This is a genomic window from Erythrobacter sp. S259, assembly GCF_057364965.1.
The window spans coordinates 2,729,190-2,754,474 of sequence record NZ_CP200286.1 but is presented as its reverse complement, the minus strand read 5'-3'; the positions used below and the strand labels follow the sequence as shown (position 1 = coordinate 2,754,474).

Here is a 25,285-nt window from a genome sequence, read left to right as displayed (position 1 = left end):
ACCTAATCTCTGATCAGCGCGCGCAAAGCCTCGATCCGGTCCGCTTCGTGCACCGGTTTGTCCCAGCGAATGCGGTGGATGCGCGGGAAACGCATGGCGAGCCCGGACTTGTGACGTTTGGAAGAATGCACGCTGTCGAAGGCGACCTCGAACACGAGCGTCCGCTCAACCTCGCGCACGGGACCAAAGCGGTTGAGGGTGGTTCGGCGCACCAATTTGTCGAGTTTCTTAAGTTCGGCATCGGTGAAACCGGAGTACGCCTTACCTACTGGGAGCAGTTCGGCTCCCGCATCGGGATCGCCATCCCAGCAGCCAAATGTGTAGTCCGAGTAGAAGCTCGAGCGCTTGCCCGAGCCCCTTTGCGCATACATCAGCACACAGTCGATCAGCAGCGGATCGCGCTTCCATTTGTACCAAAAACCCGCCTTGCGCCCCGCGATGTAAGGCGCATCGCGGCGCTTGAGCATCAACCCCTCAATGGCGTCATCGCGTGTGCCCTCACGGATTTCGGCGAGGTGTTTAAAATCGTGTGCTTCCACGAGGGCTGAGATGTCAAAATGCGTTTGCGGAAGGCGCGGCGTCAAGGCTTCAAGCGCGGCGCGGCGGCTTTCCCACGGTTGTTCGCGAAGATCCTCGCCCTCGATAATCAGCGCATCATACAGCCTGACAAAGGCAGGCGCTTCGGCCAGCATTTTCTTGGAGACGGTTTTGCGGCCAAGACGCTGCTGAAGTGCATTGAAACTGGCCGCGCCGCCCGTCTTACCTCCTTGGGTGCTGCCGCGCACCAGCAGTTCACCATCGAGCACCGCGTCGATCGGCAGAACGTCCAGCAACTCGGGAAAAGTCGCCGAAATATCGTCGCCAGAGCGCGAATAGAGCCGCGTTTCACCCGCCACTTGCACCAATTGCACGCGAATGCCGTCCCATTTCCATTCGGCCGCATAGTCTTTGAGATCAACCTCAGTATCCTCGAGCGGGTGTGCGAGCATGAAGGGCCGGAACATGGGGCGATTTGATACATCGGGCGGATCGGCCCCGTCTGCGGCCCATGCGAACAGCTCGTCATAAGGCGGCTCCAGTGCGTGCCAATATTCCTCGACCTCATCCACATTGACGTCAAAACCTTGCGCAAAGGCCGTCTTCGCCAGTCTCGCCGAGACGCCAATCCGCATCCCTCCCGTGGCCATTTTGATCAGCGCAAAGCGGCCATTGGCGTCAAGACGGTCCAGAAGTTCTGGCAATTGTTTGAGGGCAGTTTTTTGATTGAGGCTGGAGAGAAGCTTCACAGCCTCATTCACGCTGGGAGGCTCACCTTGGGGAGCGCCTTGCTCAGGCCACAAGAGGCTGGCCGTCTCGGCGGTGTCACCGACGAAATCCCGGCTCAGCGTCCAAAGGACCGGGTCTACGCGGTCTTTCATGAGATTGCGGATGGTGGAGGATTTGACGCCGGGGAAATCCAATTCGCCGGTAAGGGCTCCTAATGCCCAGCCCCGGTCCGGGTCCGACGTCTCGCGCAGATACTCCGCGATCAGGGCAAGCTTGCGATTGCGGCTGCTTGTATAGACCAGCGTGTCGAGAAGGGCGGCGAAGGCTTTCATGCCGCTAACACGCCGCCTTCATCGTGAGGACAGGTGCAATCTGTACAGCTTTGTGCCAATCCGCGACTTTGCGTCCATTTCTTGAGGAATCCATTTGATGAAAATGCTTCACGCCGCCGCACTGGCGCTTACCCCAGTTCTTGCCATCACTGCAGCGCCGGCGCTTGCTGAGGAAGCCGCAGCCAAACTCTCGATAGACAGTCCTATCGAAGCGTTGATGGCGAATGAGGGGGCGAAAGCGGTTGTGCTGAAGCATCTGGGTCCGATTGATCAACACCCGTTTTATGGCCAGATTAAAACGATGACACTGCCGCAGGTTCAGCCTATGTCGAACGGCGCGATCACAACCGAGACGCTTGAGAAAATCAAAGCGGACTTGGCGGCCCTGTAAGGGATTGCCTGCCGGGAAAGCTGTCGGGGAAGCCAGCGGGGAAGGGGAACGATCATTCATCCTCTTCCTCCCGCCCCACCAGCGCCAATGCTCGCGCGCGCCGCTGATTGAGCTCGCACCAGCGCAGCAGCGCTTCTTCGCGTCCGTGGGTGATCCAGGTTTCGGCCGGATTCACTTCGCGGATTGTTTCGGTGAGCTCGTTCCAATCGGCATGGTCCGAGATAATCAGCGGCAATTCGACGCCGCGTTGCCGCGCCCGCCCGCGCACCCGCATCCAGCCGCTTGCCATCGCAGTGATCGGGTTAGGCAGGCGCCGTGACCACGTCGCATTCATCGCCGAAGGCGGTGCGATAATGACCGCGCCTTCCATCTGCGCCTTGGTGTGATCGCTCACCAGCTTCAATTCGCCCAAGTCCACGCCGAGTTCTTCATAAAGCCGGCACATCTTCTCCATCGCACCGTGAAGATAAATGGGGTCCTTGTGGCCTGCCGCACGAAGCTCAGCAATCACCCGCTGCGCTTTGCCAAGCGCATAGGCACCGACAAGCACTGAGCCTTCAGGGTTCGCCTCCAATGCCGAAAGCAACTTTGCCATTTCATCGGCAATCGGTGGATGGGTGAAGACAGGGAGGCCAAAGGTCGCCTCGGTGATAAATACATCGCACGGTGTCACTTGGAAGCGCGCACAGGTCGGATCGGGTCTGCGCTTATAGTCGCCGGTAATCACCACCCGCTCGCCCGTGTATTCAAGCAGGATTTGAGCAGAGCCCAGCACATGGCCCGCCGGGATGTAGGTCGCATCAACGCCTCCGGCCAGGCGGATCGTCTCGCCATATTCGACCGGCACAGCCTTGTGCGGGATTTCGCCGTCATCGTCCGATGCGCCGGTGCGATAGCGCAGCTCCATGATCGCGAGCGTTTCAGGGGTTGCAATCGTCTCCCCGTGGCCGCCGCGTGCGTGATCGGCATGACCGTGAGTGACAAGCGCTCTATCGACCGCGCGCGAGGGGTCGATGAAGGCGCCGGCTGGCAACACTTCCACCCCCAAGGGTGCGGTTTGATCCAGGAAAAAGGCGCGCTCATCGCTAGATTAAACCGTTAAGCACACCGTCAGGTTCCAATTATTCCGCGTCTTTATCGGTCCGGTACTTATCAAACCATGCGATCACACTCGCGGTGCGTGCGGCCTGCTGGCTGGGGCTTTGCGAGAGGTTGTTGTGGCTGGAATCGGGCGTCACGACGAGCGCGGTGTCCACGCCCACCAGTTTAAGCGCTGCGTAGAACTGCTCGGCCTCACTGCGCGGCGTGCGGTAATCCTCGGCGCCGACCAAAACCAGCGTCGGGGTGGTGACATTGGCCATATTGCTCAAAGGTCCGCGCTCCCAATATTCTTCTGGCTTCTCCCAAGGAAGCCCGCCGAGCCAATAGCGCGGAATGAGCGTGGGAAGATCGGACATCAACCCTTGGCTCACCCAATTGATGACGGGTTTGTGAGCCGCTGCCGCTTTGAACCGGTCCGTCTTCCCGACCATATAAGCTGTGAGGATACCGCCGCCGGAGCCGCCTGTGACAAACAAGTTTTCTTCATCCGCAAACCCTTGCGCAATAGCTGCATCAACGACGGCCATAAGCTCGGGAATATTGCTGACCGGGTAATTGTCTTCGATCCGGTCGGCAAATTCTTCGCCATAGCCGGTGGAGCCGCCGGGGTTGGCAAAAACCACGGCATATCCCGCCGCGCCGTAAAGCTGATAATCGGCCGAGAATTCAGGGCCATAGGCAGCATAGGGCCCACCGTGCATCTCAAGGATGGTTGGGACTTTGTCTCCTGCTTCGTAGCCGGGGGGCAGCATGATCCACGAAGGAATGACCGTGCCATCATCCATGGTGACGCTAAGCTTGCGCGTTTCACCCATTTGCTTGCCGCCAAGGCTGACCGCGTTGAGCGAGGTTAGCGTGCGGATACCGCGGCGCGTTTGAACGCCCACATCAGGCGGTGCGACAGAGTTTTGGGTTGTGAAGGCGAGGCTGCCATTGTCACTCACCGACCATTGGCCGCCGGTGTAGGGAAGGGCGTAATAACCGCTGCCAACACGGGCCTCCAACGGGCTGGGCGCGCTCGCATTGAGCCCAATGCGGGCAACGCGGTGCTCGCCGTCATCTTCGTAGCTGGCAAACAGGCCAGCATCGGTCCATTCAAGCCCATCAAAGCCCCGGTCAAATCCGGGCACCAGCTGGCGAGAGCCGCTGCCATCAGCGTTCATCACATAGAGATTGGTTTGATCGAACGCATTGCCGTTGTCGTCGCGGCCGAGATAGGCGATCCTTGAGCCATTGGGGGAAACCTGCGGCGCTCCGTCCGGGCCATCGCGGTCCGTGAGCGCAGTGATGTCTCCGCTCGCTACATCGAGCGCGTAGATTTCGCTGCCAAAGATCTGAAGCTCCCAATCTTCGCGGCGAATGGCGGAATAATAGAGCTTTGAGCCATCGGGCGACCACTCAACTGCGCCGCCGTTCGAATATTCGCCAAAGGTAAGCTGGCGAGGCGCGCCGCCGGTGGCGCTAACGACAAAGAGCTGCGTGGTTCCCGGCTTCACATAAGAGCCACCATCGCGGCGATAGACGAGGCGGTCGATCACTTGGAGCGGTTTGCCCCATTCCGCGCCTTCGGGCTTTGCCGGGGCAGTGCCAAGGGTCAGGCCCTTGCCCGCAACGCGCGCAGTGTAAGCGATTTTGCTGCCGTCGGGTGACCACTCAATCCCGCCGGGTCCTTCAGCAAGTGCAGTAATGTTCGCGGAAACGCCGCTCTCCATCCAGCGCACATGCAACTCGGGTCCGCCGCCGCTTTCGGTTGAGATATAGGCGAGCCGGTCGCCATCAGGCGACCAACGCGGGCTAACATGCGTGCCAGCGCCCGTGACCAATGGGGTCTCGGCTCCCGAACGCACATCAATGAGCCAGATAGAGGAGACCGCGCGGTCGGTCATAATGTCATTGGTGCGGCGCACGTAAGCGATCTGGCTGCCGTCAGGGCTGATCTGAGGATCGGCGGCGACCGACAGGCCGAAGAGATCATCTCCGGTGAAGTGTTTTTCGGGGCCTGCCTCCTCGTCTGTATGCGCATCAGCGGCAAGAGGCGCAGTGAGCGCAAAGGCCGAGGCTGCACAAAGGACCTTTAGAGCAAAATTGCGTGTGTGCTTTGGGAGGATCATAATTGGCTCCAGATAAGATTTCTGGAGCCAATCCATGCCATTTTTTGCGCCCAAGTCTAGGGTGAGCGCGTTACGCCTGACAGCCTAGGTAGGCATTTGGGCGATCAGCCCTCTTTGTCCGAACCCGAAGCCTCGGGCTTGGGGTCATCCTTCTTTGCAGGAGGCGCCTTTTTGGCCGCTGGCTTGCGCTTAGGCTTCGGTTTGGCCTTGGGCGCGGCGGGGGAGAGTTCAAAAGAGGGCTTGCCATCTTTCATCGTCACCGAAACCTCACCGCCATCGGAAAGTTTGCCAAACAGAAGCTCTTCAGCGAGCGGTTGTTTGATCTTGTCCTGAATGAGGCGGCCCATCGGACGCGCACCATAAAGACGGTCATAGCCTTTATCAGCCAGCCAAGCACGCGCATCACTGTCGAATTGGATATGCACGTTTTGCTCTGCGAGTTGCAGTTCAAGCTCGAGGATAAATTTGTCGACAACGCGCGCGACGGTGTCCTTGCCAAGGTAGGCAAACGGCACAATCGCATCGAGGCGGTTGCGGAATTCGGGGGTGAACATCTTGTTCACGGCCTCGGTCCCGGCGTCCTCTTTGGACACGTCACCAAAGCCGATACCGCTTTTCGCCATATCAGCAGCGCCCGCATTAGTGGTCATAATGAGCACCACATTGCGGAAATCGACCGTCTTGCCATGGTGGTCGGTGAGACGGCCATTGTCCATGACCTGGAGCAAGATGTTAAAGAGGTCCGGGTGCGCTTTCTCAATCTCGTCAAGCAGCAGCACGCAGTGCGGGTTCTGGTCAACCGCGTCTGTCAAAAGACCGCCTTGGTCGTAACCAACATAGCCCGGAGGCGCACCGATCAAACGGCTGACCGAGTGACGCTCCATATATTCAGACATGTCGAAGCGCTTAAGCTCAATGCCCATGATGGACGAAAGCTGGCGGGCGACCTCTGTTTTACCAACACCGGTGGGACCGGAGAACAGGAAGGAGCCGATGGGTTTGTCCGGATCGCGAAGACCGGCGCGTGACAGCTTCATCGCGGTGGCAAGGCGGGTGATCGCCTCATCCTGGCCAAAGACAACATGTTTCAGATCGCGGTCGAGGTTTTCGAGCGCTTTCTTGTCGTCTTTGCTGACCGATTTCGGCGGGATGCGCGCCATGGTTGCGATGACCTGCTCGATCTCACGCGCGGTGATTTTCTTTTCCGGCGGCTGGGCGGCACCAGCATTTGCATCGCACCGACCTCGTCGATCACGTCGATCGCCTTGTCAGGCAATTTGCGGTCGTTGATGTAGCGGGCGGAAAGCTCGACTGCCGTTTTAAGCGCGTCGGGCGTGTATTTCACCTTGTGGTGATCTTCGAAGGCTGAACGAAGGCCCTTGAGGATCTTGATAGTGTCCTCAATCGTAGGCTCGTTCACATCAATCTTCTGGAAACGGCGCAGGAGCGCGCGGTCTTTTTCGAAGTGATTGCGAAACTCTTTGTAAGTGGTTGAACCCACGCAGCGGATCGTCCCGCCTGAAAGCGCAGGCTTCAATAAGTTCGAGGCATCCATCGCCCCGCCGCTGGTTGCGCCCGCACCGATGACAGTGTGAATTTCGTCAATAAACAGAATCGCGTGCGGCATCGCCTCAAGCTCTGTTACGACCTGCTTCAAACGCTCTTCAAAGTCGCCGCGATACCGCGTACCTGCCAGCAATGCGCCCATGTCGAGCGAATAAATCACCGCAGGCTCAAGCACCTCAGGCACATCGCCCTCGACGATTTTGCGCGCAAGACCTTCTGCGATCGCGGTTTTGCCAACGCCCGGATCGCCCACGTAAAGTGGATTGTTTTTTGAACGGCGGCACAGGATTTGAACCGTGCGGTCCACCTCTGGCCCGCGGCCAATAAGCGGATCGACTTTGCCATCCTCAGCTTTCTTGTTGAGGTTGACCGTAAACTGGTCGAGCGCAGTTTCTTTCTTGCTGCCGCCTTCTTTGGCAGCTTCAGCCTCGTTTGGCGCGCTTTCCTCGCTGCCCGAAGCATTGCTCGATTCGATCTGGCGGCCGCCTTTGCCAATGCCGTGGCTGATGTAGCTGACCGCATCGAGGCGGCTCATATCCTGCTGCTGGAGGAAATAGACCGCATAAGAATCGCGTTCGGAGAACAAAGCCACCAGCACATTGGCGCCCGTCACCGTGTCTTTGCCCGAGGACTGAACGTGCAAAATCGCGCGCTGGATCACCCGCTGAAAGCCCGCCGTTGGCTGAGGGTCAGCGTCTTCCTCGGTTTTAAGCGATTGATATTCCTGATCGAGATATTGCTTAACCACTTCGCCAAGTTCAGCGAGATCCACGCCGCATGCGCCCATGACCGCTGCGCCATCTTCATCGTCAATCAGCGCAAGCAGCAAATGCTCCAAAGTCGCATATTCATGGCGTCGTTCCGACGCATGGGCGAGCGCGTTATGAAGAGTGCGTTCTAAATTCTGAGCAAAACTAGGCATATGAGGTCTCTATCGGGGGTGTCCTTAAGGACTGAGAGGCAGGTGGAGTATAGAGCAATATGGTGCGCCCTTTGGAAAATACGACTCCAAATTGGTGGTGGATGCGTGGTGCCATCATGATCCTGGACCCTTAAAAAGTGCATCGGCCGCTGCTCGGTGCTTGGCTGCACGCTCGCTATGCGCTTGAACGCGCGCGATTTCTGCTTTGAGAAGCGATACGCGAACGGCCAATTCATCCTGACTATAAGGTGCCAAATCTTCAGCCGCGAGCTTACTCGCAGCGTCGCCCTTGGGGCGGGGGAGGTTGTCGTCTTCCATTGTTTACAAACATCACTCGCACACCGGCTTGCTGTCAATGGCCAAGGCAGGTATTTGCGCGTCTGATTGAATGTGGCGCATTTGTGCCATGAAACCCCTTGGAAGGCTGTTTGGGCCTGCGAGGGAACAATCGTGCTTTGGGAACAGCAAACAATCGGGGCGGCAATGGACACTACACCAGAAACAATGCAGGCAATCGGATTTTCTGCACCGGGCGGGCCCGAAGTGCTGAAAATTGAGGAAGTGTCAGTTCCTGCGCCGGGTCCTGCCGATGTTCTCATCAAAACCGCCTATGCCGGGGTTAACCGTCCCGATTGTATTCAGCGGGCAGGCAATTACCCAGCGCCGCCGGGTGCCTCACCCATTCTTGGGCTCGAAATTGCTGGCGAAGTGGTTGCAGTGGGCAGCGAAGTGCCGCGTGAAATGATCGGCAGCGTCGTCGCTGCGCTCACACCGGGCGGCGGATATGCCGAATATTGCACCGCGCCTTGGCAGCATTGCTTGCCAGTGCCCGGCGGAATGGATCTCAAACAGGCCGCCGCTTTGCCTGAAACGCTTTTCACCGTGTGGCACAATGTGTTTGAGCGCGGAATGGCGCGCGATGGGGAGACTTTGCTGGTCCACGGCGGAACCTCCGGCATCGGCACGATGGCGATCATGCTCGCCAAGGCTTTTGATTTGAAAGTCGTCACCACTTGCGGCGATGAGGCCAAATGCGAGGCCGTGCGTCAGCTGGGCGCAGACCTTGCGATCAATTACCGCGAGGCCGATTTTGTGGCTGCTGCAATGGAATTCACCGGCGGTAAGGGTGTCGACATCGTGCTTGACATGGTTTCGGGCGATTATGTGCCGCGCAATCTGCAATGCTTGGCCGAAGATGGCCGCCATGTGACGATTGCAGTACTGGGCGGGGCGAAGGCTGAGCTGTTCATCCCGATGGTGATGATGCGGCGCCTCACGCTAACGGGATCAACCCTACGTCCGCGTTCTGATGCGTTCAAGGCCGCGCTGGCCGATGAAATTGCCGCCCATGCCTGGCCGCTATTCACGAGCGGGGAGCTTGCGCCTGTGATGGACCAGACCTTTCCGCTGACACAGGCGGCAGCGGCGCATGCGCGCATGGAATCCAGCGCGCACATTGGCAAAATCATGCTGGAGGTCGCGGGTGGCTGAGGCACTGACCCTTCACGAGGACCCATGCTCGGGCAATTGCTATAAGATCAAGCTGACCGCTGCGATGTTGGGTCTACCGCTTAAAACCAAACAATACGATATTCTTCAAGGCGAGACGCGCACGCCCGAGTTCCTCAAGAACGTGAACTCCAATGGCCGCATTCCGGTTTTGCAGATTGGTGAGGGTGAAAGCGCGCGCTTTTTGCCCGAAAGCAACGCAGCCTGCTGGTATCTCGCCTTTGGTTCGCACTTGGTGCCTACCGATCCGTTCAAGCAGGCCAATGTCCTGCGCTGGATGTTTTTTGAACAGTACCAACAGGAACCAAATGTCGCGACCTTGCGGTTTTGGCTGCGGTTTGTGGGCGAAGACAATCTGTCAGACGAGCAGCGCGCGCTGATGCCGGGTAAGCGAGCGGCGGGAGCGGCGGCGCTGGCCTTGATGGATGCAGAGCTTGCTGACGGGCCTTTCTTATGCGGTGATGCGATAACCCTCGCAGATATCGCGCTGTTTGCTTACACTCATCTGGCGTATGAAGCGGGTTTTGAGATCGGCGCTCATTTGCATCTTTCAGCGTGGTTGGAGCGCATCAAGAGCCGTCCAGACTTTGCGCCAATGGATTGATCGCGCTGGCAATCGCGCGCCTCAAAACCATTTCCTTGCCCCGAGGCTTCCAATCGCCTATCTAGCTTCACGCAACGGCCGCTCCGCAAGGGGCGGCCCTTATTATTTCTAACGGAGATTTCATCCCATGGCTTCCAAGGAACAGCCAAAGCCGCTGATGCCGCATGCCACGGCCACTTGGCTGGTCGATCACACTGGTCTTGCCTTCGAACAGATCGCTGAGTTTTGCGGCCTTCACATCCTCGAAGTGCAAGCCATGGCCGACGATCTTGCGGGCAGCAAATACACCGGGCGCGATCCGGTGCATGCCGGCGAATTGACGCTCGATGAGATCAAACTGGGCGAAGAGGACGCCGAATATGCGCTGAAAATGCACAAGGCTCCAGTTGAGGTCTCGCGCACTAAGGGGCCGCGCTACACGCCTGTGTCAAAGCGTCAGGACAAGCCCGATGGCATCGCCTGGCTTCTGCGCAATCATCCGGAGGTGTCGGACGCCCAGATCGGCAAGCTTATCGGCACCACTCGTAACACGATTGGCGCAATCCGCGAGAGGTCTCACTGGAACATTCAGAACATCCAGCCAAAGGACCCTGTCACCCTTGGACTGTGTGCACAGCGCGAGCTTGATGCTGTGGTGGCTAAGGCCGCCAAGCGTGCCGGTATAACCGAAGAAGCGCCTGTCGCCGATGAAGCAGTGCTCGACACGCGCTCTGACAAGGATAAGCTGATCGAAGAGCTGCGTGCAGAGCGCGACGCCAACGCGAAGGCCGCTGCTCAGGCCGCGCAAGAGGCCGAAGCCGAAGCATGGATTGCCGAGAAACGCGCTGCTGAAGAAGCGGCTGCTGAGGTGGTTGTCGATGCAGAAGCAGCCTTTTCTGCTCCTACTGAGGAAGCTGCACCTGCTCATGAGGACATTCCTTCCGAAGAGGACCCGGACGCGAACGACGCGGGCTAATCCGGCCTTCAATCCAATGCAAAGGCGGCCCGCTGGAATGAGCGTGGCCGCCTTTTTGTTGGGCGTTTTGTGTGTAGCGGACGCGGATAGGCGGCCGTACTTTAAACGCGATATCCCTTGCGCTCGCCAGAGTGATCACTAAGGCTGCTTACATGAATGTTAATAGCGCCAACTACCATCACCCGACCCCATGGGATACGAGCTTTGAGCCTCTGACCCTGCCCGCGATGCTGGAACGCACCGTGACGCATGATCCGCAAGCGCCTTTCTTGCATTTTATGGGCCGCACCTATTCTTACGGCGCAGTCCACGCGGAGGCGCTTAAATTTGCAAACGGGCTGATCGAAATGGGTATTGCGCCGGGCGACAGGGTCGGCTTGTTCCTGCCCAATGTACCGATTTATGCCAGCGCGTATTACGGCGCGATGATGGCGGGCGCGGTCGTGGTCAATTTCTCGCCGCTTTATTCGGTCGAAGAACTCAGCTGGCAGGTCGCTGACAGTGGAACCCGCGCTTTGGTCACGGTCGATGTGCCAGAAGTGTATGACACGGCCAGAAAAGTGCTGGCGACATCTGAGCTTGAGACGCTGATCGTCGGTTCGCTCGGTTCGATGCTTCCGCTTGGCAAAAGCATTGCGTTTAATCTGTTCAAGCGCAGCCAGATCGCACAGGTCAAGTGGGGCGTGAATACCCGCCCATGGACTGATCTTTTGAGCGAGGTGAGTGCCGATTTGCCTGCTGTCACAGCGGATGATCTCGCGCTGCTTCAATACACCGGGGGGACCACAGGACGGCCCAAAGGTGCGATGCTCGGCCACAGCCAGCTTACCCAGAACGCGCAGCAGACCGCTGCGATCAACCCGTGGGGGGAGCCGCGCAGCGAAATTTTCGTGGGCGCGCTTCCTTTCTTCCATGTGTTCGCCAACACCTCGCTTTTGAACCATGCGATGGTTTCAGGCGGCGCGATTGCCATGGTGCCGCGGTTTGAGGCGAAACAAGTGCTTGAGACTATCGAGAAGCTCGGCTGCACCGGCTTTCCGGGCGTGCCGACTATGTTTCAGGCGCTGCTGGATCACCCGGATCTGGCCAAGACCGACCTGTCGACCCTCAAAGTGTGCATTTCGGGCGGCGCGCCCATGCCAGCCCAGGTGCATGATCGGTTTGAAGAGGCCACGGGTGTGCGCCTCGTCGAGGGATATGGCCTTACCGAAAGTTCGGGCGTGGTTTCTGCCAATCCTTACGCGGGCACCCGCAAGAAGGGCACGATCGGACAGCCTGTTGCTGGCACCGAGATTATCTTCCTCGACAAGGAAGACCCCGCCAAGCTTGTCGAAGACGGTGAGCCGGGGGAACTCGCTTTCAACGGGCCGCAAGTCATGCGCGGCTATTGGCAGCGGCCTGAAACAGATGCCGATGTTTTCGTGGAGCACGGCGGCAAGCGGTATCTGCGCACAGGCGATGTCGCGGTGCGCGATGAAGACGGGTTCCTTTCCATTGTCGATCGGATCAAGGACATGATCGCGGTCGCAGGCTTTAAGGTCTTCCCCAGCGTTGTCGAAGATGCGGTGCGAAAACACGAGGCGGTGAAAGAGGTCCTCGTGATCGGCGTGCCAGATGACTACAAAGGTGAGGTTCCGCGCGCTTTTGTAGTGCTCGAAGACGGCGCCGCTGCGACAGGCGGCGAAATCAAGGACTGGCTCAACGATCATATCGGTAAACATGAACGGGTCGATCAAGTGGTGATCCGCGAGGAGCTTCCCAAGACGATTATTGGCAAGCTCGACCGTAAGGCACTGCGCGCCGAGGTGCTTTGAGCGCTGCGAAAAGCGCGTCTTATCAGATATGAAAAGCGCCGCGCCCTTCACTCGGTCACGGACCGGATCACGGACTGGGTCGCGGCACTTTTTTCGGCTAAATTGTAGAGCTTAGCTTGCGATCAGCGGTTCAGCGCTTTTTGAAGATGTGTTGACACGCTCGACAGGTTTGGCGTCAGCGGCTGGTTTTGCGGCTGGCTTGCTCGCATTGGGGGCAAAGCGCCCATCCACTTGCGCGCCTTGTTCGATGGTGAGCGCGTCATAATGCACGTCGCCGTCGATCTTCGCGGTTTTGAGGATCACCAGCTCTTTCGCTGTAATCGACCCCATGATCTTGCCGGACATGCGCGCGGTTTCAGCAGTGATTGCGCCGCTGATAACAGATGCTTCGCCTTGAACAATGCTGGCGCATTTGATGTCGCCTTCAATCGTGCCGTCGACGTGAAGATCGGCAGAAGCGCTCACGTCGCCTCTGATGGTGACGTCTGAGCCGATCACTGAGAAGGTTGAATTGCCCGCCATGCCTTTTGCTTTCGGTTTAGCGCTTGGCGCTGTGGGAGCGGGCGGGCTGGTTTCCGCGGGCTTCTTTGAAAACATCGGGGGCAGTCTCCAGGAAAGGACGCGGATTGATTGCGCGGCCGTTGATACGAACTTCGAAATGCAGATGGGGTCCAGTGGACCGGCCCGAGCTGCCAAGACCGCCCAGCGTCGCGCCTGCGCCGACAGGCTGACCCACCTTCACGCCAATGCTGGCAAGGTGAGCGTAACGTGTGACGATGCCATTGGTGTGGGTGACTTCAACCGTGCGGCCATAACCGCCTTTCCAACCGGCAAAGGTGACTTCGCCCCTGGCAGCGGAGTAGATCGGCGAGCCATACGGCCCTTTGAAGTCGATGCCGCTGTGCATTGCGGCGCGGCGATTGAAAGGGTCGCGGCGATAGCCAAAGTTGGATGAGATGCGCGTGGCCGCTGCTGGGACAACGCGCGGCACACCCTCAAGCGCAAGCTCGAGCGCGGACATGCGCTCAAGACTAAGGCCAAGACGCTCAAAACGTGGATCAAGCGAACCATCAGCGGAGGTCGCAAGCAATTCCAGCGGGCCGCCCATCGCGCTTTGCGCCTCGGCGCGCGCGGCGCGTTCCATGGCGCGCGGGTCAAGGTTGAGTTTGCGCAGCGCCTGTTCGGCTTTACGCGCGCGCCAATCAGCATAGCGCGTCATGTTCTCAACATAAGCAAGCTGCCGCGCTTCGATCTCTGCCAGACCTCTGGCTTGAGGTAGAAAAGCGCCCACTTGTTTAACGGTTTTGGAAGTTTCGTCTGAGCTGTCGGTTACGTTGGTGTCGACAGTCTTGATTTCGTCTGGAAGCATTTCTGACATGGTTTCGAGCGCGCGCTGCCGGGTCTCAAGGTCAGCCACAACATTATCGAGATTACCGCTGTAGGCATCAATGCGCTGTTCTGCTTTGGCGACTTCAGCTTTTTGCGCCTGGAACGAGGCAACCTGCAATTCGGCGGAATATTTATTCCACGCCATCACGCCCAACGATCCGGCCCATCCCAGAGCCAAGACAATCGCGGCGGTTGCAGCGCCCTTTTGAAGGCCTGATGAGACCTTGATGAAGCGTACTTGCCCCTGTGACCGCATAAAGAATTCACGGTCGGGAAACCAACCTTCGATCCTTTCTGCGAACGTGCGTCCGGCTCTCTCCACCGGTGATGTGTTTTTCTCTGACAAAGCTAATAGACCCGACTATCTTTGTGTTATTGCCCACCTTGCTAGCTTCGGATTCCCCAAGATGCGAATCCCCCAAGCGTCCGAAAGGTTGAGACGACAGGTTAGTGCGACGAATCGTTCAGCCTACGGTAATTGCCTTGGAACCAACGCCATACCATCTTCATATATTACTCTGGGTCAGCACTTAGGAGTGTCCCGCAGAGGCACGGATTAGCGCCCGATTCGCTCTCATACTGGCTGCGAGTCGCTGATCAAAAACGGGCTATCTGACGCAGCCTTTTATCTCTCCTGACAGGCCGCTGAGCTGATGCTAATGCAGAGTGCATGAACGCAATTTCTTCCAATCATAACGTTAATACGGCCACGTCTCCCGGCGAACTCATAGGCGAGCTTGCGAGGGCAGGGCGGCTTGCACAAGGGGAATTGTCGCGCATGAGCAGCGATGTGCGCGCCGATGCGCTTCGCAAGGCCGCAGCGCAAATCCGTAAGCAAGCTGGAGCCATTCTTGCGGCTAACACAATGGATGTTGACACCGGGTCTGCAAACGGCCTTTCCAAGGCAATGGTCGACCGTCTGACCCTTGATGAGGCGCGCCTTGAAGCTATTGCAGCGGGCGTTGAAGCGGTGGCTGATCTGCCTGATCCAGTGGGTCAGATTATCGACGAAACACAGCCTCCCAATGGGCTCAAATTGGCCCGTATCCGTGTGCCCATCGGCCTGATTGGGATCATCTATGAAAGCCGTCCTAATGTGACCGCTGACACTGCTGCGCTTTGTGTGCGCTCGGGCAATGCGGTGCTTCTTCGCGGGGGCAGTGAGGCGGTGAATTCCAACCATGCGATCCATCAGGCGATGGTCGCAGGCTTAGCCGAGGGCGCAGTGCCGCGGGCCGCTGTCCAATTGGTGCCGACGCAGGACCGCGCCGCTGTAGGCGCGATGCTGACATCGAGCGGGCTGATCGACATGATCATCCCGCGCGGCGGCCGAGGTCTGGTGGAGCGAGTGCAAAATGATGCGCGCGTGCCGGTGCTCGCGCACCTTGACGGTATCTGTCACACCTATGTGCATTCCGCTGCCGATCCTGAAATGGCAAAGACCATCGTGCTCAATGCCAAGATGCGCCGCACCGGCATTTGCGGGGCGATGGAGACGCTTTTGGTGGATAGCGGGTTTGGCGAGGCGCAGTCGCTTGTGACTGCCCTTATCGACACTGGTTGCGAAGTGCGCGGGGATGAGCGTATTCAGGCGCTCGATGGCCGCGTAGTGGCCGCTCAGGATCGCGACTGGGGCACAGAATTTCTCGATAGCATCGCAGCTGTCCGCATGGTCGATGGACTGGACGCGGCGAGCGCGCTTATCGCTGAGCATTCCTCTCAGCATACCGATGTCATCATCACCGATGACAACGCGGTCGCCGAGCAATTCCTCACCAGTGTCGACAGCGCGATTGTCATGCACAATGCCTCATCACAGTTTGCAGATGGCGGTGAGTTTGGTCTCGGCGCGGAAATTGGCATTGCCACCGGCAGGCTCCATGCGCGTGGACCCGTCGCGCTCGAAGGGCTGACCACGTACAAATGGCTAGTGCGCGGTACGGGTCAGGCGCGGCCTTGATTAAGCCCCGAACATGCTGACAGGTCTTTTAGGCGGCAGTTTTAATCCCGCGCATGGCGGGCACCGCCGAATCACACGCTTCACCATTGATGCGCTGGGTCTGGATGAGGCTTGGTGGCTGGTTTCGCCGGGTAATCCCTTGAAGCCCAAGGCGGGTATGGCGCCCTTAGCCGTGCGGCTCCGGTCGGCACATAAGCAGGCCAGACGCGCACCGATCGTCCCCACTGCAATCGAAACTCAACTCAAAACCCGCTACACGGTGGACACTCTAAGAACGCTTCAAAACCGCTACAAATCGCGCAGGTTTGTGTGGCTTATGGGGTCGGACAATCTGGCGCAGTTTCACCGCTGGAAAGATTGGCGCACCATCGCTCGCACCATGCCGATTGCAGTCATCGCGCGTCCGGGCTATACGAGAGAGGCTATGACGAGCCCCGCCATGGCCTGGCTCAGACGCTATTCCGTGTCTGTACCGGCTTTCCGCAAGAAGGGGCGAGACAGCTTTGGGAGAGCGCCGGCACTGGTGTTGCTGCATTTTGACCCTGATCATCGCTCCGCTACCGCAATTCGCGGTCAGCAAGCCGATTGGGCCGACGAATTTAGCGAGACGAGCGCGCTCACAGACAGATTGACGTTCAAGCCTATTCAGGAATTGACTGCATGAGGGTTCTGATCACCCTTTCGCACATCGAACACCTTGGCAAAAGCCATACCAACCCCCAAGTTTCATCCACAATCAGGAGACACCCTCAAGCCTATGACACAGGCAAACACAGCGCCGCCTGTCGGCGCAGACAATTCGCCGTTCAAGGTGGTTCACGCTATGAATAAGACTTCAAAAACCGGAAACGAAGCTGCCGATGATCTTTATGCGCTCGTGATCAGCCAATTGGATGATGATCAGGCAGCTGAGATCGTCTCGATCCCGCTTGAGGGCAAGAGCTCGGTTGCCGATCACATGGTGGTCGCCAGCGGCCGGTCTTCGCGCCAAGTCGCTGCGATTGCGCAGAAACTGTCTGAAAAGGTCAAGCAGGCGGGCTTTGGTCCGGTGCGTATCGAAGGCCTGCCTCAAGCTGATTGGGTGCTGGTCGATTGCGGCGATGTGGTTGTCCACCTCTTCCGCCCCGAAGTGCGCAGCTTCTACAACCTGGAGCGCATGTGGTCATTTGACGGCGGCGAAATGCGGCAGGGCCGGGCGTAATTCGGTTTTCGCTCACCCAGCCGGGTGAGCGTCCTCGATGCTATTCCCTCCGCTCCGCTTCGGGGCACCTGCGAGCGCCCAGTCGGGCTTGCGATTTCTGGCGAAACCGTGCTCCGTGACCGGGTTTGTATGTAGCGCTGGCTCGGCGCCAAGGGCGTCGCAAGGGTGACCACCCGCCCGCAGCGGGTCCGCACCCCGGACTTGATCCGGGGGAAGGACGTCTAGCGAGGACGCACCCCCGGATAGGGGTGCCTAAAACAAAACCCTTCAAAAGGAACCTCACCATCCTCCTCCATATCATCGCTCGCGGTAAAATTGCTCGCTCGCCTGAGGCGGAGCTGGTGGCGCGCTATGAAAAGAGGCTCACTTGGCCGGTGAAGCTCACCGAGCTTCCCGAAACCGGGGGAAAAGTGCCTCTTCCCCAAAGCCCTCATAAGACGGTGCTTTTGGATGAACGCGGTAAGGCGCTGCCTTCCGAAAAGCTCGCCTCTACGCTTGAAAACTGGCGCGACACCGGCACGCGCGAGGTCCGGTTTGTGCTGGGCGCGGCTGATGGTCACTCTCAGGCTGAGCGCGCTGATGCTGACCTGCTGTATGCCTTTGGCCCTGCCACTTGGCCGCATCTTTTGGCGCGCGCAATGCTGATGGAACAGCTCTACCGCGCGACAAGCATCCTTGCAGGGCATCCCTATCATCGGGCAGGGTAGCTCCCATGCGCCAATCTCTTCTCATCCTTGGCTCTATCGCCGCTGCCACAATCGCCTTGCTGGCGGCTGTCCCGCACAGCTGGGCGCAGCGCGATGTACCATTGCTCGAACCCGAAGAGGCGCAGGCTGAACTCACAAGGGCGACGCGCGAAAGCCAGCGTGCAGAAGCGCGGGCCGACCGATTTGCAGCCGAAGCCGAGGAGGCAAGCGAGGCCGCCGACAAAACCGCGCGCGAAGCCGCCGCTATGGCTGCGCGCATTCAGGCCGAAGAAGCCAAAATCACAGCAGCCCGCGCGCGCTTCTCCCTTGTCCAAAACGATCGCAAACAGCTGGCCAAACGGCTGTCAGATCGGCGCGAGCCTTTGGTGCGATTGACCGGAGCCCTGCAGACCACCGCTCGCCGCCCTCTTGCCTTGTCGGCGCTCCAGCCCGGATCGCTCAAGGACCTGGTCTATGTGCGCGCGGTTCTTGCCTCGGCGGTGCCGGAGATACGCACCCGCACTGCGGCTTTGCGTGCAGAGCTGGATGAAGGACGCCGCCTTGAACGCAGCGCAGCACGGGTGCTGCAAAATCTGCGCTCGTCTGAAGAAGATTTGCAAACCCGCCGCACTCAGCTTGCGGCGTTGGAAGCGCAGCAAAGGCTCACCTCGACCGAGGCGCGCAGCAATGCAGTGCGCGAAAGCGAGCGGGCATTGGCCTTGGCAGAAGAGGCGCGCGATCTTGATGGGCTGGTCGATACTTTGGGCGAGGCGGCCGAACTGCGCGCTGAGCTCGCCGCGCTTCCCGGACCCATTGCGCGGCCTGCCGATCTGTCGGCGAGGGTTATGGAAGAAAACCCTGCGCCCGCTGCGACGGCCACAGACACCGCCCGCCCGCCGGGATTCCAGCTTCCCGTTCAAGGGCGCACACTTGCAGGGTTTGGCGAGGTGAGAGACAGCGGCCTACGCTCAAAAGGCCTTTCGCTCGCTCCTGCCCCCTCGGCCCAAGTTGTGGCGCCAAGCGCGGGACGAATCGCCTTCGCAGGGCCGTATCGCGGGTTTGGGCGAATCGTGATAATCGAGCATCCCGGAGGCTGGACTTCGCTCGTCACAGGGCTCCAACGGACCGAAGTTGAAGTAGGCGATGAGGTCATTGGCGGCGCGCCATTGGGGGTCGCGGGCGGGGGCAAAGAACCGATCAGCCTTGAGCTAAGGCGCAATGGAGATCCGGTTAACCCACTCAATTACCTTGGTTAATTGAGCGTCTGCTCTACCATTTCCAACCAAGCTTCGCCCCAGCCCGAGACAGTGTATTGCCGCGCGTGGCTCTCATCTGGCGTTCAGGCCTCGCATCCTATACATCTACTCCAACAGACAAGGAGCATCTCGCCCATCATGAAAATCGCCGGTCTATCCGTCACATCCTTTTTGCGCGGCGCTGCATTGGTTACCGCTGTCGCGCTTGTCCCCGCCACCACCGCCACCATGGCGCAGGTCGATGGAAGGGCAGGTCCAGAACTCGCCAAGATCTTTGCGATTATGCAGCGGGTTCAGGCCAATTACGTGGAGCCGGTCGAAGACGAAGTGTTGGTGCGAGGCGCGATTGACGGAATGCTGGGCGCGCTCGACCCGCACAGCGCCTATCTCGATGGCAGCGATCTCGACCGGCTCAACACGCTGATTGACGGCAATTACTCTGGCCTCGGCTTGTCCGTTATCCAAGAAGAGGGCGCGGTTAAGGTTATTTCGCCGTTCAAAGGCAGCCCAGCTGATAAGGAAGGTATCAAAGCCGGGGACTTCATCACGCACCTCAACGGCAAGCTTATTGTCGGCGGTGATCTGGATGATGCGGTGGCGCAGATGCGCGGACAAGCGGGCACTTCGATTGATCTTACCATTTTCCGCCCTGGCCGCGATGAACCGCTAGAGCTGACTGTGACGCGCGGCGTTATTGAGCTTGAGCCGGTCACTTATGAGCTGCAATCGGGCAATATCGGGCACATCTCGGTCAATGAGTTTTCCGCCGACGTCGGCAAGGACGTATATGAGGCTTGGCAAGCGCTTCAGACCGAGGCGACCGGCCGCATGGGCGGGCTTGTGCTTGACCTTCGCTCCAATCCGGGGGGCAGTCTTGACGAAGCGGTCGCACTGACCGACTTGTTCCTTGAAAAAGGCGAGATTGTTTCACAGCGCGGGCGCGGCTGGGGAGAGACCTTTAACTTTCAGGCCGATGATCTCGATTATTATCTGCGCCGCCGGATCAGCCGCAGCCAAGCCCAGATTTTCATGGGCGAGATTGCGCGCGATATCCCGATGATCGTGTTGATCGACGCAGGCTCTGCATCCGCATCAGAAATTGTCGCAGGCGCCTTGCAAGATCATGGCCGAGCTTTGGTGATGGGGCAAAGAAGCTTTGGAAAGGGCTCTGTCCAATCGCTCCTGCCGCTTGGATCAAACTCGGCGCTTAAGCTCACCACGGCGCGTTATTACACGCCGAAGGGCAAGTCAGTGCAGGAAGGCGGCATTGCGCCCGATATCCGCGTTCCGCAGCTGTCCGATCCCGACTTTGCGCTGCGCGAGAAATATCGCACACGCGAAAGCGATCTTCGCGGGCACCTCGTTAATGATCTTGGGGTGGCCGATGAAGAGATGGTGGAGGACACGATTGCCGATCCGCGCTTCCAGCTCACCGCAGAGCAATTGGAAGAACAAGGCATTGAGGATTTTCAATTGCATTATGCCTTGGAGACACTGCGCCGAAGCACAGCGAGTTCGGTCGCGCTGAATTCTCGCGGGTAGGATTGGCCGCTAGGCAAAGCGGCAATCGGACCCTAAATCGCACGCATGAATGGATTGAACCTGTCGCGCGCTTTTGCTGTGCTCATTCCTGCAGGCTTACTTGCTGGGGCCTATGTGGCTGAGCACGTTTTTGGTCTTTTCCCGTGTGAGATGTGCTGGTGGCAGCGCTATCCCCACTTTGCCGCTCTGGCATTTGGGCTTGTCTCTTTGGCTGCCCGCCCGCCAAGGGTCTGGGCAGCGCTGGCCGGCCTTGCGATTATCACCTCTGGCCTGATCGGAGGGTTTCATGCAGGGGTCGAGTACGGCTGGTGGGAAGGCATTACCGGTTGCACCGCGCCGGTTGGCACAGTTGATGTAACTGATTTTTCCGTTTCATTGATACGCTGCGATGTGGCCCCCTGGGAGCTCTTTGGCATTTCGCTCGCGGGCTGGAATTTCCTCATTTCTTCGCTGGGCGGTGCGGCTGTTGTGGCGCTCGCTGCGTATAAGGACTAGCATCCTGCGAACTTTAGAAGGGTTTTTTGATGGACCGTGATGAATTGCACCGTATGATCCGCGTTGATCAAGCTGGCGAATTTGGCGCAACGCGCATTTACGAAGGCCAGCTCGCGGTCATGGGCGACCGTGGTCCTCACTCCGCGGAAATCCGCCATATGGCCGATCAGGAAGCGGTCCACCGCGCCAAATTTGATGAGCTTATGGCTGAACGAGGCGTGCGCCCCACCGCTTTGCAACCTTTTTGGCATGTTGCAGGCTACGCGCTTGGTGCGGGCACGGCTCTTTTGGGGCCCGAGGCAGCGATGGCGTGCACGGCGGCTGTCGAAGAAGAAATCGACAAGCATTATTCCGAGCAATTGGACCGTCTTGCTGAAACCAATTCGGAGCCCGAACTTGCCGGAATGATCGAGCAATTCCGCGAGGAAGAGCGCGAGCACCGCGATGCCGCATTGGAGCATGGGGCAGAGAGGGCCCCGGCCTATCCGCTGCTTTCCGGCGCAATCCGTCTGGGCTGCAAGATTGCTATCAAGGTGAGCGAGCGGGTGTAAAAACCCTCTTCAGTCAGCGTTCAGCGGCTGCTATCTAATGCAGCAACACACTTGCCCCCACATACTTAGCCACCGCACACTTTGCCCCCGATAGGAAACATCATGTCGACACTCGCACGCATTGCCATCATCGCACCCTTCGCTGCGCTTGCCGCTACCCCGGTGGCAGCACAAGGTCAGGCAGGCGACAGGGTCAATATGGTCATCGCCCATAGTGAAGATGAATGCCCCGAGCAGACGGATGAGAACGAGATCGTTGTTTGCCAGATCGTGGTTGAAGCGGACCGCTACCGGATCCCATCCACCTTGCGCACAAGCAGTTCGCTCGGAAATCAAACGCAGGCGCAACAGTTTGAAAAAGTGCGCTATATCGGCGAATTTGGAGCGTTCTCTTGCAGTCCGGCGGGGGCCGGCGGTTTTACCGGATGCACCCAGAAATTTGTTGAGGCTGCTTTTGCTGAGAGAGAGCAGTCCGAAGGTCTGCGTTTTGCTCAGCTGATCGAGCAAGCACGCCAGGACCGGCTCTCCACGATTGACGGCGATGCGGCCGCTGAACAAACCCGCGTGGAGCAGATCGAGCGCGAATATCTGGAGCGTTTGGAGCGTGAGCGTTCAGCAGCGCTGCCGGGCGAAGAAGGCCCTCCGGCGCTCACCGACGGGCCAGCTGCTGAACCGGCCCCCGAACCAGCTCCCAAACCCGATCCTGAGCTGGCCCCTCAGCCTTCTCCTGCACCAGACGGCTCTAGCTAATCACACTTGGTAATAGTCGCGGTACCATGCGACAAAATGCTTGATCCCTTCGCGCACGTCGGTTTTGGGCGTGTAGCTGGTGAGTTCTTTTAAGAGCCTCGCATCGGCCCATGTTGCTGGCACATCGCCTTTTTGCATCGGCATAAAGTTGCGTATTGCCTCGCGCCCGCATTCCGCTTCAATCGCATCGACGAAATCGGTGAGCTTTACCGTGTCGCTGTTCCCGATATTGACGACGCGGTAAGGCGCGGCGGGTGAAAGCGAGTCCCATTCGGGGATGTCTTCGGGCGTCTCAGGGCGGACGGGTTTAGCGTCAATCAACAGCCGAATACCCCGCACAAGATCAGTGACATAAGTGAAGTCGCGGTGCATCTCGCCATGGTTGTAAACGTCGATCGGATCGCCGTTCAAGATGCCTTGAGTGAACTTGAACAAGGCCATGTCCGGGCGTCCCCAGGGGCCGTAGACCGTGAAGAAACGGAACATGGTGGTCGGCAGGTTCCACAAATGGGCATAGGAATGCCCCATCGCTTCATTCGCCTTTTTCGTGGCGGCATAAAAGGTCAGCTGGTGATCGCTTTGTTGCTGCTCGTGAAACGGCATTTGAGTGTTCGCGCCGTAGGCTGAGCTGGTGGAAGCCATAAGGAGATGCTCCACTTCCAACTCGCGCGCACATTCCATGACATTGAACGTGCCCACCAAGTTGGCGTCGAGGTAAGCGCGCGGGTTCTCCAGCGAGTAACGAACACCGGCTTGCCCAGCGAGGTGGACTATCACATCCGGTTTCTCATCCATCGCGAGGGTATGGAGCGTGTCGAAATCCTCCAGCATGCCCACTTTACAGGTGAAGTTTGGGTTTTGGAGCAGCATTTGATGCCGCCGCTTTTTCAGGGCCACATCGTAATAATCGGTCAGCCCATCATAGCCGACAACGCGGAAACCCTCGTCCAAGAGCGCCTGAGACAAATGGTAGCCGATAAACCCGGCGGACCCGGTGACGAGGACAGTCCGCACAGCCTCTAAACCACTGAGATATCGGGCGCATCCACCTGCTTCATACCCACTGTATGATAGCCGCTATCGACATGGTGCACTTCGCCAGTGACGCCTGAGGACAGGTTCGAGAGGAGATAAAGCCCCGAGCCGCCCACATCCTCCAAAGTGGTCGTGCGGCGCAGGGGCGAGTTCAGTTCGTTCCATTTGAGGATATAACGGAAATCGCCAATCCCCGAAGCTGCCAGGGTTTTCACCGGGCCGGCGCTGATCGCGTTGATCCGGATGTTTCTGGGGCCAAGGTCGTTAGCAAGATAGCGCACGCTCGTCTCAAGCGCGGCTTTCGCAACGCCCATGACGTTGTAATGCGGCATGACCTTCTCTGCGCCGTAATAGGTCAGCGTAAGGATGCTCCCGCCTACCTCCGGCATCAATTCCGCCGCCCGCTTTGTCACAGCGACCAGTGAATAGGCCGAAATGTTCATCGTCATCAGGAAGTTATCGAGGCTCGTGTCAAGATAGTGACCGCGCAGCTCGTTCTTGTCGGAGAAACCGATGGCGTGGACCACGAAATCAAGAACGCCCCAGCGCTCCTTGATGGCGTCAAAGCCTGCATCAAGCGAGGCCATATCAGATACGTCGCATTCAAAGGTAAAGTCGCTGCCAAGCTTTTCTGCCAAAGGCTTCACGCGCTTGGCCAAGGCATCACCCTGATAGGAAAAGGCAAGCTCTGCCCCGTGCTCTGCCAATTGCCGAGCAATGCCCCACGCAAGCGACTTGTCATTGGCAAGCCCCATAATGAGACCTTTCTTGCCTTCCATAAGTTTGGTCATGCGTTCTTGTCCTCATTGTTTGCGTCTGGAACCGCCAATTCGCATTCAGGTTCCGCAAGGCTTGCGTTCAATTCTGCTCCGATAACGAGCCCAAGCCCGACGAGCCAGAAAAAGAACAGTGCAATGATAATCCCGGCCATGCTGCCATAGATGAGATCGTATGTGACAGCCCCGTGCATAAGAGGAGGCATCGCCGCTGTCACTCCCAGCCACCACAAGACGGTAAAGAGAGGCCCAGGCCATTTAGGATAACGCTTGTGCCTATAGCGCGTGGGGGTAAGCGACCAGAAAAGTATGTATAATGACGCGCCAAGACCGAGCGCCGGGATGATCCGCGACAGCCGCAGCCCGGTCAAAGCCTCGGAGAATTGCGGCGAGAAACTGAGGATGAACTGCTGCACGGTCCCGATCAGCACGCTTGCGATGAGCGAGATGAGCAGCATGATTACTGCCCCCAGAATAAGCGCCGCTGAAAACAGCCGCGACTGCCAGAAGGTCAGCTGCGCCTTTGTACCGTAGGCACGCCGCAGGATTTCGCGGATCGTTTCAATCAGACTTGAGACCGTCCACAGCGCCACCCCTGCGCTGAGCCATAAGAGCCACCCTTGCGGGGCATCCACGATTTCTTCGGCCACAGGTCCGATGGCTCTGCTGACCGTCGGCGGCACTGCGATAAGCACCGCTGTCACCAATTCCAACGCGCGATCACGCCCGCCAAGGATCTCAAACAGAACCGCGCCAATGATGAAAAACGGGAAGATTGCCAACATTGAAAGATAGGCAAGATTTCCGGCATGGATAAACCCATCCTGCCAAGTACCAGCCGCAGTGCGCTTTGCGATTTCGAACACCCGTGTCCCTGGCCCCGCATAGCGCGCCAGGCGTCCGAGCGCGCCAGAGTGCGGGCCAGTGCGCTCCGGATTTGAGGCAAGCGGGCGCGGCTGTTTGAGCGCTCTCAACCGCCGCGCTTCGGGCGAGAGCGAGCGGAGCTCGGTCACGCTATCCGTCCGCTCATCCGTTTGTTCGGGAGGGGTGCCTTGTTCCAAAGCTTCGGTCAT

The 25,285-nt window shown here is 58.6% G+C and carries 22 protein-coding genes and 2 pseudogenes; 14 read left to right on the top strand and 10 right to left on the bottom strand.

What is annotated here, in order from left to right; genetic code table 11:
* Positions 1 to 2: 2 nt before the first annotated feature.
* Positions 3 to 1,598, bottom strand: coding sequence for a cisplatin damage response ATP-dependent DNA ligase (locus tag AC0V60_RS13050; protein WP_486178881.1), 1,596 nt, complete (start codon positions 1,596 to 1,598; stop codon positions 3 to 5).
* 97 nt (positions 1,599 to 1,695) lie between these two features.
* Here AC0V60_RS13050 and AC0V60_RS13045 point away from each other — a divergent pair, with 97 nt between their 5' ends.
* The gene (locus AC0V60_RS13045; protein ID WP_486178880.1) at positions 1,696 to 1,989 is read left to right on the top strand and encodes a hypothetical protein; all 294 of its coding nucleotides are present in this window, start codon (positions 1,696 to 1,698) and stop codon (positions 1,987 to 1,989) included.
* A gap of 52 nt (positions 1,990 to 2,041) precedes the next feature.
* On the opposite strand, the pseudogene AC0V60_RS13040 reads toward AC0V60_RS13045, so the two are convergent.
* The 4 genes and pseudogenes from AC0V60_RS13040 to AC0V60_RS13025 form a co-directional block, all read right to left on the bottom strand.
* Positions 2,042 to 3,072: pseudogene (locus AC0V60_RS13040) on the bottom strand (ligase-associated DNA damage response exonuclease).
* A gap of 38 nt (positions 3,073 to 3,110) precedes the next feature.
* Entirely contained in the window at positions 3,111 to 5,201 is a 2,091-nt protein-coding gene (locus tag AC0V60_RS13035) for a prolyl oligopeptidase family serine peptidase (protein ID WP_486178879.1), read from the bottom strand.
* Between the two features lie 104 nt (positions 5,202 to 5,305).
* Positions 5,306 to 7,689: pseudogene (gene clpA, locus AC0V60_RS13030) on the bottom strand (ATP-dependent Clp protease ATP-binding subunit ClpA).
* Positions 7,690 to 7,803: 114 nt separating this feature from the next.
* The gene (locus tag AC0V60_RS13025; RefSeq protein WP_486178878.1) at positions 7,804 to 8,007 is read right to left on the bottom strand and encodes a DUF1192 family protein; all 204 of its coding nucleotides are present in this window, start codon (positions 8,005 to 8,007) and stop codon (positions 7,804 to 7,806) included.
* A gap of 165 nt (positions 8,008 to 8,172) precedes the next feature.
* Between AC0V60_RS13025 and AC0V60_RS13020 the strand changes: the two genes are divergently transcribed.
* From AC0V60_RS13020 to AC0V60_RS13005, 4 genes are all read left to right on the top strand, one after another.
* Entirely contained in the window at positions 8,173 to 9,180 is a 1,008-nt protein-coding gene (locus AC0V60_RS13020) for an NAD(P)H-quinone oxidoreductase (protein WP_486178877.1), read from the top strand.
* Positions 9,173 to 9,802: a glutathione S-transferase family protein gene (locus AC0V60_RS13015; RefSeq protein WP_486178876.1), complete on the top strand. Its 630-nt coding sequence runs from the start codon at positions 9,173 to 9,175 to the stop codon at positions 9,800 to 9,802. The genes AC0V60_RS13020 and AC0V60_RS13015 overlap by 8 nt, the downstream gene beginning before the upstream one ends.
* Before the next feature lie 127 nt (positions 9,803 to 9,929).
* The gene (locus tag AC0V60_RS13010) at positions 9,930 to 10,757 is read left to right on the top strand and encodes a cell cycle transcriptional regulator TrcR (RefSeq protein WP_486178875.1); all 828 of its coding nucleotides are present in this window, start codon (positions 9,930 to 9,932) and stop codon (positions 10,755 to 10,757) included.
* Between the two features lie 152 nt (positions 10,758 to 10,909).
* On the top strand, positions 10,910 to 12,571 hold the full coding sequence (locus tag AC0V60_RS13005; RefSeq protein ID WP_486178874.1) for a long-chain-fatty-acid--CoA ligase: 1,662 nt from the start codon (positions 10,910 to 10,912) through the stop codon (positions 12,569 to 12,571).
* Positions 12,572 to 12,682: 111 nt separating this feature from the next.
* On the opposite strand, the gene AC0V60_RS13000 is transcribed toward AC0V60_RS13005, so the two are convergent.
* Together AC0V60_RS13000 and AC0V60_RS12995 are read right to left on the bottom strand one after the other, a co-directional pair.
* Complete coding sequence (locus AC0V60_RS13000) at positions 12,683 to 13,093, bottom strand: bactofilin family protein (protein WP_486178873.1); 411 nt, start codon at positions 13,091 to 13,093, stop codon at positions 12,683 to 12,685.
* A gap of 16 nt (positions 13,094 to 13,109) precedes the next feature.
* Positions 13,110 to 14,306 carry a M23 family metallopeptidase gene (locus tag AC0V60_RS12995; RefSeq protein WP_486178872.1) on the bottom strand — a complete coding sequence of 399 codons (1,197 nt, stop codon included), beginning with the start codon at positions 14,304 to 14,306 and terminating at the stop codon, positions 13,110 to 13,112.
* Between the two features lie 324 nt (positions 14,307 to 14,630).
* On the opposite strand from AC0V60_RS12995, the gene AC0V60_RS12990 reads away from it, so the two are divergent.
* From AC0V60_RS12990 to AC0V60_RS12950, 9 genes are all read left to right on the top strand, one after another.
* Positions 14,631 to 15,920, top strand: a complete 1,290-nt coding sequence (locus AC0V60_RS12990; RefSeq protein WP_486178871.1) for a glutamate-5-semialdehyde dehydrogenase — start codon at positions 14,631 to 14,633, stop codon at positions 15,918 to 15,920.
* Between the two features lie 13 nt (positions 15,921 to 15,933).
* Positions 15,934 to 16,584, top strand: coding sequence for a nicotinate-nucleotide adenylyltransferase (locus AC0V60_RS12985; protein ID WP_486178870.1), 651 nt, complete (start codon positions 15,934 to 15,936; stop codon positions 16,582 to 16,584).
* A 159-nt stretch (positions 16,585 to 16,743) separates the two neighbouring features.
* A complete protein-coding gene (gene rsfS / locus AC0V60_RS12980; RefSeq protein WP_486179498.1) occupies positions 16,744 to 17,121 on the top strand; it encodes a ribosome silencing factor in 378 nt (125 codons plus the stop codon).
* Between the two features lie 284 nt (positions 17,122 to 17,405).
* Positions 17,406 to 17,828: a 23S rRNA (pseudouridine(1915)-N(3))-methyltransferase RlmH gene (locus AC0V60_RS12975; RefSeq protein WP_486179497.1), complete on the top strand. Its 423-nt coding sequence runs from the start codon at positions 17,406 to 17,408 to the stop codon at positions 17,826 to 17,828.
* Positions 17,829 to 17,833: 5 nt separating this feature from the next.
* Positions 17,834 to 19,063 carry a murein hydrolase activator EnvC family protein gene (locus AC0V60_RS12970; RefSeq protein WP_486178869.1) on the top strand — a complete coding sequence of 410 codons (1,230 nt, stop codon included), beginning with the start codon at positions 17,834 to 17,836 and terminating at the stop codon, positions 19,061 to 19,063.
* Between the two features lie 138 nt (positions 19,064 to 19,201).
* Positions 19,202 to 20,605, top strand: coding sequence for a S41 family peptidase (locus tag AC0V60_RS12965; protein WP_486178868.1), 1,404 nt, complete (start codon positions 19,202 to 19,204; stop codon positions 20,603 to 20,605).
* A gap of 45 nt (positions 20,606 to 20,650) precedes the next feature.
* Positions 20,651 to 21,100 (top strand): disulfide bond formation protein B, encoded by a 450-nt coding sequence (locus tag AC0V60_RS12960; RefSeq protein ID WP_486178867.1) that lies wholly within the window; start codon positions 20,651 to 20,653, stop codon positions 21,098 to 21,100.
* A gap of 29 nt (positions 21,101 to 21,129) precedes the next feature.
* Entirely contained in the window at positions 21,130 to 21,651 is a 522-nt protein-coding gene (locus tag AC0V60_RS12955) for a demethoxyubiquinone hydroxylase family protein (protein WP_486178866.1), read from the top strand.
* Between the two features lie 102 nt (positions 21,652 to 21,753).
* On the top strand, positions 21,754 to 22,401 hold the full coding sequence (locus AC0V60_RS12950; RefSeq protein ID WP_486178865.1) for a hypothetical protein: 648 nt from the start codon (positions 21,754 to 21,756) through the stop codon (positions 22,399 to 22,401).
* Here the strand turns inward: AC0V60_RS12950 and AC0V60_RS12945 are convergent, their stop codons facing one another.
* The 3 genes from AC0V60_RS12945 to AC0V60_RS12935 are packed head-to-tail and all read right to left on the bottom strand — an operon-like array spanning position 22,402 to position 25,285.
* The gene (locus AC0V60_RS12945) at positions 22,402 to 23,415 is read right to left on the bottom strand and encodes an NAD-dependent epimerase/dehydratase family protein (RefSeq protein WP_486178864.1); all 1,014 of its coding nucleotides are present in this window, start codon (positions 23,413 to 23,415) and stop codon (positions 22,402 to 22,404) included.
* A gap of 5 nt (positions 23,416 to 23,420) precedes the next feature.
* Positions 23,421 to 24,227: an enoyl-ACP reductase FabI gene (gene fabI, locus AC0V60_RS12940; RefSeq protein WP_486178863.1), complete on the bottom strand. Its 807-nt coding sequence runs from the start codon at positions 24,225 to 24,227 to the stop codon at positions 23,421 to 23,423.
* Entirely contained in the window at positions 24,224 to 25,285 is a 1,062-nt protein-coding gene (locus tag AC0V60_RS12935; RefSeq protein ID WP_486178862.1) for a YihY/virulence factor BrkB family protein, read from the bottom strand. The genes fabI and AC0V60_RS12935 overlap by 4 nt, the downstream gene beginning before the upstream one ends.

What these genes read in the sequence shown, in the direction of transcription:
- AC0V60_RS12935 (WP_486178862.1), bottom strand. Translation starts at nt 25,285, where the DNA reads ATGACCGAAGCTTTGGAACAAGGCACCCCTCCCGAACAAACGGATGAG.
- AC0V60_RS12955 (WP_486178866.1), top strand. Translation starts at nt 21,130, where the DNA reads ATGGACCGTGATGAATTGCACCGTATGATCCGCGTTGATCAAGCTGGC.
- AC0V60_RS13020 (WP_486178877.1), top strand. Translation starts at nt 8,173, where the DNA reads ATGGACACTACACCAGAAACAATGCAGGCAATCGGATTTTCTGCACCG.
- AC0V60_RS13025 (WP_486178878.1), bottom strand. Translation starts at nt 8,007, where the DNA reads ATGGAAGACGACAACCTCCCCCGCCCCAAGGGCGACGCTGCGAGTAAG.
- AC0V60_RS13000 (WP_486178873.1), bottom strand. Translation starts at nt 13,093, where the DNA reads ATGGCGGGCAATTCAACCTTCTCAGTGATCGGCTCAGACGTCACCATC.
- AC0V60_RS13050 (WP_486178881.1), bottom strand. Translation starts at nt 1,598, where the DNA reads ATGAAAGCCTTCGCCGCCCTTCTCGACACGCTGGTCTATACAAGCAGC.
- fabI (WP_486178863.1), bottom strand. Translation starts at nt 24,227, where the DNA reads ATGACCAAACTTATGGAAGGCAAGAAAGGTCTCATTATGGGGCTTGCC.
- AC0V60_RS13035 (WP_486178879.1), bottom strand. Translation starts at nt 5,201, where the DNA reads ATGATCCTCCCAAAGCACACACGCAATTTTGCTCTAAAGGTCCTTTGT.
- AC0V60_RS12950 (WP_486178865.1), top strand. Translation starts at nt 21,754, where the DNA reads ATGTCGACACTCGCACGCATTGCCATCATCGCACCCTTCGCTGCGCTT.
- AC0V60_RS12960 (WP_486178867.1), top strand. Translation starts at nt 20,651, where the DNA reads ATGAATGGATTGAACCTGTCGCGCGCTTTTGCTGTGCTCATTCCTGCA.
- AC0V60_RS12990 (WP_486178871.1), top strand. Translation starts at nt 14,631, where the DNA reads ATGAACGCAATTTCTTCCAATCATAACGTTAATACGGCCACGTCTCCC.
- AC0V60_RS12985 (WP_486178870.1), top strand. Translation starts at nt 15,934, where the DNA reads ATGCTGACAGGTCTTTTAGGCGGCAGTTTTAATCCCGCGCATGGCGGG.
- AC0V60_RS13045 (WP_486178880.1), top strand. Translation starts at nt 1,696, where the DNA reads ATGAAAATGCTTCACGCCGCCGCACTGGCGCTTACCCCAGTTCTTGCC.
- AC0V60_RS12970 (WP_486178869.1), top strand. Translation starts at nt 17,834, where the DNA reads ATGCGCCAATCTCTTCTCATCCTTGGCTCTATCGCCGCTGCCACAATC.
- rsfS (WP_486179498.1), top strand. Translation starts at nt 16,744, where the DNA reads ATGAATAAGACTTCAAAAACCGGAAACGAAGCTGCCGATGATCTTTAT.
- AC0V60_RS13010 (WP_486178875.1), top strand. Translation starts at nt 9,930, where the DNA reads ATGGCTTCCAAGGAACAGCCAAAGCCGCTGATGCCGCATGCCACGGCC.
- AC0V60_RS13005 (WP_486178874.1), top strand. Translation starts at nt 10,910, where the DNA reads ATGAATGTTAATAGCGCCAACTACCATCACCCGACCCCATGGGATACG.
- AC0V60_RS12965 (WP_486178868.1), top strand. Translation starts at nt 19,202, where the DNA reads ATGAAAATCGCCGGTCTATCCGTCACATCCTTTTTGCGCGGCGCTGCA.